Origin of the sequence: Micromonospora sp. M51, from assembly GCF_018070305.1 — a bacterium.
Classification (GTDB): domain Bacteria; phylum Actinomycetota; class Actinomycetes; order Mycobacteriales; family Micromonosporaceae; genus Micromonospora; species Micromonospora parva.
On the sequence record NZ_JAGPXZ010000292.1, the window covers coordinates 1 to 7,062 of the forward strand.

At 64.4% G+C, this 7,062-nt stretch carries 7 protein-coding genes, 1 tRNA gene and 1 pseudogene; 4 read left to right on the forward strand and 5 right to left on the reverse strand.

What is annotated here, in order from left to right; all coding sequences use genetic code 11:
* Positions 1-555, reverse strand: a 555-nt coding sequence (locus KBX53_RS17015) for a hypothetical protein (protein ID WP_210860285.1), incomplete at its 3' end; no start/stop codon positions are given.
* Positions 556-998: 443 nt separating this feature from the next.
* Here KBX53_RS17015 and KBX53_RS17020 point away from each other — a divergent pair.
* The 3 genes and pseudogenes from KBX53_RS17020 to KBX53_RS36390 all read left to right on the forward strand — a co-directional run.
* Positions 999-1,988 (forward strand): HIRAN domain-containing protein, encoded by a 990-nt coding sequence (locus KBX53_RS17020; RefSeq protein WP_210860286.1) that lies wholly within the window; start codon positions 999-1,001, stop codon positions 1,986-1,988.
* Positions 1,989-2,218: 230 nt separating this feature from the next.
* Positions 2,219-2,983 carry a hypothetical protein gene (locus KBX53_RS17025; RefSeq protein ID WP_210860288.1) on the forward strand — a complete coding sequence of 255 codons (765 nt, stop codon included), beginning with the start codon at positions 2,219-2,221 and terminating at the stop codon, positions 2,981-2,983.
* Positions 2,984-3,901: 918 nt separating this feature from the next.
* Positions 3,902-4,313 (forward strand): annotated as a pseudogene (locus KBX53_RS36390) (replication initiator); the annotation flags it as partial.
* Between the two features lie 129 nt (positions 4,314-4,442).
* Here the strand turns inward: KBX53_RS36390 and KBX53_RS17030 are convergent.
* From KBX53_RS17030 to KBX53_RS17040, 3 genes are all read right to left on the reverse strand, one after another.
* Complete coding sequence (locus KBX53_RS17030; protein ID WP_036411797.1) at positions 4,443-4,733, reverse strand: hypothetical protein; 291 nt, start codon at positions 4,731-4,733, stop codon at positions 4,443-4,445.
* 151 nt (positions 4,734-4,884) lie between these two features.
* A tRNA-Val gene (locus KBX53_RS17035) sits at positions 4,885-4,956 on the reverse strand.
* Positions 4,957-5,006: 50 nt separating this feature from the next.
* A complete protein-coding gene (locus tag KBX53_RS17040; RefSeq protein ID WP_247675753.1) occupies positions 5,007-5,651 on the reverse strand; it encodes a TIGR02611 family protein in 645 nt (214 codons plus the stop codon).
* Positions 5,652-5,924: 273 nt separating this feature from the next.
* Here KBX53_RS17040 and KBX53_RS17045 point away from each other — a divergent pair, with 273 nt between their 5' ends.
* Positions 5,925-6,356 carry an SsgA family sporulation/cell division regulator gene (locus KBX53_RS17045; RefSeq protein WP_007457244.1) on the forward strand — a complete coding sequence of 144 codons (432 nt, stop codon included), beginning with the start codon at positions 5,925-5,927 and terminating at the stop codon, positions 6,354-6,356.
* Between the two features lie 115 nt (positions 6,357-6,471).
* Here KBX53_RS17045 and KBX53_RS17050 read toward each other — a convergent pair.
* The coding region (locus tag KBX53_RS17050) for an SDR family oxidoreductase (protein WP_210860292.1) at positions 6,472-7,062 on the reverse strand (591 nt) is incomplete at its 5' end.

A 7,062-nucleotide genomic window follows, 5' to 3' on the forward strand; every position in this document is an offset into this window, starting at 1 on the left:
TGCCAGACGCGGAATCAGGACATTCGCCAACCGACGCTGCAAGGCCTCGCGTTCCGCGTCTAGTCCTGCGGGCCACAGGAGTATCCAGAGGATGAGGGCACCGCCTAAGGCTTCGTCGTAACCGTCTGGCAACTCCCATCGAGCATCCGCACTGCCGCGGACTCCATCCGGCTGTGCCTCGTCCTGAATATGCAAGGCCTCCCACACACGCTCGGCTCCTGCGATCAAAGCTTCTGGGTCCAGATGACCACCAGGCCGACGCATGAACAGAAGCAGTCCACGGAGATCGGACCACTTCTCGCCGATCGCCTGCACCAGTTCAGCCGCGACAAATGCCCATCGTTGCTGGCGTCGGCGCGACAACAGCCGGTCGACGACGCCGTAGACGACGAAGATCTCCGCCGGAACCAAGGCGATCCCCGCCACGATGTTTGCAGTCACGGGCATCTGTTCGGCGAAGGTAGGCTTGATCCAGTCGAGCAGACACCCGGTGGCCAGGGCCGCCGCAGCGCCCACCCCGGCCAGCAACGTCGTCCACGAGGGGCGCCATGACACCCCGACAGCCTATGAGGCCAACGCCACCTATCGACACCATGCCCGCTGCCATAGATCGTGTACGAGCTCAGCGCACCCCGTCCGTACATTTCCGGGGACGGCTGCGCGCTCGGAACCTCGTCCATGTCAGGGCTCGTCAACGTGCTGCTGCCCGTCGGGCTTTGCTGGCAGCGGTGCTGTCGACAGTCAGTCCGCCGACGATCGAGGTGACCCCCGCTGGGGATGCGAACCGATACTGTCGGCTGCTGCCAGCCGGTGATGCCCTGGGTGGACGAGCAGGGGCCTGGACTCATCGATTGACGTTCCGTACCGACCCCAATCAAGGCTTCCGATGCCTCCTTGCTGCCTCGCTGCCTGACATCTCGGCTACGCGGTGTCGACTACCTGACACCTGCACGGCAGTGGGCTGACGAGGGCTCGGTCAGGAGCGGTAGCCTCCGCCAATGACCCGACCATTTGACCTGTGGGGCCAGCGAGGCTGGTGCAACCAGGAGGTTGTAGGCGAGTCCAACTACGCCAAGGAGATCCGAGCAACACTCGGGGCAGACTTCAAGTCGTACGGGTCTGAGGTGGAGAAGGATGTCCACCTCATCCCGGAGCCCACCAACCGCTTCGACCCGAACGCTGTCAAGGTCGTCTACGGTGGTCAGACTCTAGGGTATCTGCCAAGAGACCAAGCCAAGGTGTACTCGCCGGCCCTCACGGCGCTCGTCAACCAGGGCTGGACCCCTCAGGTCCGAGCCCGCATCTGGGGACGGGATGACGAAGATTGGGACGGTCGACGGCGACCCCAGTTCGTTGGATCGGTGACTCTCGACCTAGCTGAACCGCACATGATCGTTCCAGCGAACATGCCGCCGGTCGACCTGCATGTGATGCTTCCTCAAGGCCGCGTCGTCCAGGTGACGGGCGAAGAAAAGTACATGACTCACTTGGCTCAGCTGGTGAGCCCGCAGGGCGAGTGCTGGATCTATGTGACGTTGCACCAGGTTGAGCAGCAACGGGCTCGATCGACGCGAACGCTGGTAGAGGTTCGAGTCAACGGCGAGCCCGCCGGAACCCTGAGCCCCGCAACATCAGCCGAGATGTTGCCGGTGCTCTCCCACCTCTCGGAACTCGGCATGTTGACGGGCGCCCGTGCAGTCCTCAAGGGCAACCGGGTAAAGGCCGACGTCACCCTGAACGTATGCAAGGCCAGTTCACTGACCGATGCGTGGTTGGATGCGCCGCCAGCGGCCGAAGGAGCCCGGTCAGCACAGCAAGCGACCACAGAGAGCCCAGGGCGCGATGTTGCCCCTGTGCAGCAATGGCGGTTCGCCGTTCCGCCGGGGTGGCCGCCCCCGCCCGCAGGTTGGGTCCCGCCGCAGGGCTGGCGTCCCGATCCGTCGTGGCCTTCCGCGCCTGATGACTGGCAGTTCTGGGTACGAGCCTGAGAATCTTCTGCTGCCACCCCTCAGTTCAAACACCTTCAGGTAAGAGTCTTCCCCACGGTCTGCTGGTCGGACTGCTCACGCTCCACCACCTGGGCAATGTCGTCGCTGATCCCTCAAGATCACTCTCCGACGACCTGGCGACGGCCTGGACCTGCTCCTCATCGACGGGACTCGCGAGCCGGCGCACCCGGCCGCTAGATGCCTGACCTACCCTGGATAAGGATCGAACCTTGCGCTGGCTGTACGGAGACAGAATTACCACTCAATACGATAACGGCGCCTTCGAGAGTGGGCCGATCCGACTTAATGTGGATGATATCGCCGAGATCATCCTCCTCTTCCGAGAAGTCGATATACATTCGCCTAAAATCACGTGCGCTCCGCTCGGCGACGGCATGGACACATATCGTGAAGTATCCGACTTGGCAACCGCTAGCGTCGCCGAAGTTTATCAGGTACGCATTTCAGGTGAAATCGACGCAGCGGAACAGTCGAAATGGACGATTCTCGGCCTGCAGATTTCTCCCGATGGCCTTCGCATCGAGATGGTCCTCGCATCTCCTGAACGGCGCGAGCCTATGACCAAGGTTCTATCGAGAATCAAAAGTATTGTACAGCAGGCGCCACGTGGGTCTTTGCCTGCCCAGCGAAAAGCTCTCCTTGTAACTTCGCTAATCAACATCGCGCTACTCACCGCCCTTATTATCTGTTGGACATGGCTTGCGCTTAGTTGGAACAATTGGGCTGGCCGAGTTATGGCAGCAATCGTGGTGGCACTTGCCTTCAAGACTGCCATGGCTCGCAGCGGGCCTTTCGAGCAACGATTCCGTCGAAGCCCAAAGCGATGGTGGCTTGATCAACAGTCGCGGGCAGAACTCTATAAGGAGCGAGCGAACACCCGGCGAGACATCCAGGTTGGCCTGCGCGTTGGTTTCATAACTGGCATCGTCGGCACCACGTTGGGTGCACTTTTGACGGCGCTTCTCGAAAATTAAGAGTAGGCACAAATATTACAATTCCGCCGCGAGCACGAACTACCGTCACCCACCAGCCGATCGAAGTTCGCAATCCCGATGCTTCTATGAACGTCAACCCGGCGAACTCCTTGACCCCCAGGCAACCAACACGATCACCGACGTGGGGTAGCAGGCGTGTTCGACAGCGGCAAGCGTCCACGCAGGTCCATGGTCGTCCTGCGCCCGTCGCACCCGCAGTCACTAAGTTAGTCACCCGGGCTGGCGGCACTCCGGGCGGGAGAGTTCGAACCGTAACGGCCTCGGGAGCCGCTGATGTTGCGGCCATCATGAGTCTCCGTCTCTCCATAGCTGCGCAAGACATCAGTCGGAGATTGGCCACAACCTTCGTGAGCACCAACCCGAAGAGTAAGGTAGCCGTCACATCAACTGCGTCGGAGGGGCCGTGGGGAGAGGTCTGCCCAAGCGATATCAAGCCGCCTGGATTCTCGCAGCCATCTTCTCCTTGATTGCGTTCTCGGCGGTAGCACTATTCGAGAAGGACTGGTACATGGCTGGCTGGACCTTCTCAGCGGCCATTGCGGCCCCGGCCTGGTTGTTCGCCTTCGAGATTCCGACACGCTGTGGCGTTCAACCCTCGCCGACAAACCCTGTCCCAATCCGACAAGAGGCACTCTCTTTGGCTGCCCACAGGCAAGGGGGCACCTATGGGCAAAATTCTTTGCAAGGTTCGGCGTTCACCGCCAGGCCCTACCTACCGAGCCACGTCGCATTTCTACGTCTTCAGGCGCTTCACAGCAGGAAGAGGCGATTCCTACGACAGTGAGACTAGAAGGCAGCAGGCGGGACACAGCGATGCTATGGCTGGCAATCCTTGCGACGTCATGCGCGATTGTATCGGGAGCGAAAGACCTTACGGATATGCTAAATTCCTGATGCCAAGCGCTATACAAGGAGTGCGGAAACCGCCGCGAATCGCAGTGCCCGGACTGCTCCTGGGTCTACGCCGGTGACGCCTACCAGGTCGTCCGCTGTGGCCTGACCGGCGGCAAGAGTGTACGCGACTCGGTCGGTCGAAACCCGGCCCTTTTCGCCACCTTCACCGCCCCGTCCTTCGGCACGGTTTACCACCGGCACGTCGCCCGTCACACTTGCGCCACCCGGCAGCGCTGCGACTGCTGGCCCCGCTCCCTGCCGCGCCCGAAGTGCCGCCGGCGCCTGCCAGCACGTCAGCCCGCAGCGTGGCTTCGCCCGCCACAACGCAGACGATCCGCGGCACGGGCAACGGTTGTGCCTGGACTGCTACAACCACGAGCACCAGGCCATCTGCAACTACTTCTCGGGCGAGCTGTAGCGACGCACCAGACAAGCCAGCGAACGTCACCTCGCCGCGACCCGCGACACTCAAGCGACTCGGCGATTCTCGCGGCGTCTGACACACCAGCCGGTCAGGCCGGGCAGCGGTGACGCTGGTGCTCCTTCAGCTCTCGCCAGCGTTGACGGCTGGCAGGTCAAGGTAGGCCAGCAGCCTCAAAACACCGGCGAGGTGTTGCAGGTCGTGCCAGAGCACCGGCACGTCGCCTGCCGGACGGCGCAGCAGTGCATGTAGCTCTGCCACGTCGTCACTGATCTGCCCGACGTCGAGCCCTGACTCCGGAACATCTTTCAGGTCGAACGCGGTCCCCAGGTCGACGTTCCAGTAGAGGTCGACATCGACACGGGACAGATCGATCTCCGCGCCGAACCGCTCCTCCACCATGTCCAGCAGCACACCGCACACCCGGCGGAGGTCTTGGACCCTCAACACTTCAGTCACGTTCACCGCCCTCCCGGCAGCGCCACACACCCCGGCTGCTGTACAGGCAGCAAAAAGGCCACCTCCCGAACCCGGGAAGCGGCCTCTGAACTGCCAGAACTGAGAGTGGGCGATGCTGGTATCGAACCAGCGACCTCTTCGGTGTGAACGAAGCGCTCTCCCACTGAGCTAATCGCCCTCAGCGCCTGTGACTCTACCCGATCGTGGAACCGGACCGGAAATCCGGGGTCAGTGCGTCGCGAGGTACCGCATCGCTTCGGCGACCACGTCGATGCCGAGGCTGTACTTGAGGGACAGCCAGACCACCGTGGCCACGAAGACCAGGCCGACGGAGCCGAGCACGAGTCGCACCGCCAGCGACTGTCTCGTCACCCAGCGCGTCCAGCCGTGGACGTGGCGACGGGTGAAGCCGAGCAGCCGGCGCGCCCAGTGGTATTCGACGGCCCAGATGCCCAGGCCGGCGATGACCAACAGCCAGCCCGGTCCGGGGAGCGGGATGAGGGCGATGCCGATGGTCACCACCAGCGCCCCGGCGATCGCGATGAAGATCTTGAGGGCGATCCGGCCGGTGGGGTTGGCGCGGATGAGGTCGAGGGTCAGTGAGATCCGCTCGCGCCAGCGGGGGCGGCGCGGTGGGTCCTGCACGGCGACGACGCCGCCACCGGCATCGCTGCCGCGATCCGCACCGGCGCCACCACGACGACCGGCACCGGCGTCATCGCCACCGGAACGACCGGCGTCGGACGCCGGCCGACCGGCCCGTTCGGGCTGCTTCATCGGCACTCCGTACCCCCGCTTTTCGGCTGCTCGGACCGCGACTTTCGGCGGGCCGGGCGCCGCCGCCGCATCCAATGAGGATTGCTTCGTCACCATTTCACCCCCCAGTGTCGCTCGGGCCCGTCACTGCAACGGCCGACTGGACGTTACCGGAGTAAGTCGACGACTGAGCCACCCGATGCCGGGCGGGATCACGCACTGGGCAGAACCGGAAATCCTACATGAATGCTCACATTCACGCGGCCTTTCCGTCCCCCTTCCCACCACTGGGTGAAGTCAGCGTATGGCGGAGCGTAGCCAGGAGTAGCACCTGAGTATGGGAAAAGCGGGACACGCGCGTTCCGCAGCGGTGCCGGGGGGAGAACGTCCATGAGTGTCATCCGACCGACGACCGTAGAGGTCGAGACGTCGCTAAGGCTCGTCGCACCTGACGCCACCGCCTTGCCGGTGCGTGCCAGTCTGCGTTACGACCCTGCTGACCCGTATGCGGTCCATGTCCTGTTCCATGCCGAATCGGCCGGGGGCGAGGCGGTGAGTTGGTCGTTCGCTCGCGAACTTCTGGTCACCGGCCTGGACGAGCCGGCCGGCATCGGGGATGTGCGGGTCTGGCCCTGGGCCACACCGCGCGGCGATTTCGTCGCGCTGGCCCTCTCGTCACCGGACGGCAACGCCCTCTTCGAGGTGCCGCGCAGCGTCCTGGTGCGTTTCCTTCGACGGACCTACGTCGTCGTCCCGCGCGGCCGTGAGGCCGAGCACCTGGACGTCGACACGGCGGTGAACCGGCTGCTCGCCGGTCGCTGACCAACCGAAAACTGCAACACCGGCCACACCGGGGCCGCGCGGATCTGCCGAGTCCGCGCGGCCCCGGCACACGCCCATCGGGTACGCGGACAGCGCGCCCCGGGTCGGCCGGTGCTCAGCCGTGCGTGGTGATGCCGCCGTCGACGGGGATGACCGCGCCGGTGAGGTACGCGCCGGCTCGTGACGAGAGGTAGATGGCCGTGCCGGCCATGTCGTCGGGGCGTCCGATGCGGCCCAGTGGCACCTGCTGCTCGATGGCGGCCCGGCTCGCCGGGTCGTCGAGCGCGAACGCCATCATCTTGCTCTCGAACGGGCCGGGCGCTATCGCGTTGACGGTGATCTGCTCACCGGCGAGCTGGTGGGCGAGGCTGCGGGTGAGCATGTGCACGGCCGCCTTGGTGGCCGAGTACGCGTACACCTCCATCATCGGCACCCGGATGCCGTCGATCGACCCGATGTTGATCACGCGGGCCGGGTCGTCGGCGCTGGCGGCGGCGCGCAGCGCCGGCAGCAGCGCGGTGGTGAGCCGGAAGACGGCCTTGACGTTGACCGCCCAGAGCTTGTCGAACGCGGCCTCGGGGTAGTCCTCCAGCGGTGCGCCCCAGGTCGCGCCCGCGTTGTTGACCAGCACGTCGAGCTGACCGAAGCGCTCGCGCACGGCGGCGGCCAGTGTCTCGGCGCCGGCGTCGTCGCTGAGGTCGGCGGG